Origin of the sequence: Paraburkholderia sp. EG304 (genome assembly GCF_046543485.1) — a bacterium.
GTDB classification, from domain to species: domain Bacteria; phylum Pseudomonadota; class Gammaproteobacteria; order Burkholderiales; family Burkholderiaceae; genus Paraburkholderia; species Paraburkholderia youngii.
Genome location: NZ_JBKGUA010000404.1, coordinates 1 through 320, shown reverse-complemented (window position 1 = coordinate 320; position 320 = coordinate 1). Strand labels below are relative to the sequence as shown.

The 320-nt window shown below is 52.8% G+C and carries 1 rRNA gene; it reads right to left on the bottom strand.

What is annotated here, in order from left to right:
- Positions 1–320 (bottom strand): 23S ribosomal RNA (locus ACLFKU_RS44495); the annotation flags it as partial.

Sequence of the window (320 nt, the reverse complement as noted above, 5' to 3'; positions counted from 1 at the left end):
CTTTGCACACAGTGCGCGATGTCCGACCGCGCTGAGCGTACCTTCGAGCTCCTCCGTTACTCTTTAGGAGGAGACCGCCCCAGTCAAACTACCCACCATACACGGTCCCCGATCCAGATTATGGACCTAGGTTAGAACGTCAAGCACGACAGGGTGGTATTTCAAGGATGGCTCCACTGCAGCTAGCGCCACAGTTTCATAGCCTCCCACCTATCCTACACAGACGAACTCAACGTTCAGTGTAAAGCTATAGTAAAGGTTCACGGGGTCTTTCCGTCTTGCCACGGGAACGCTGCATCTTCACAGCGATTTCAATTTCA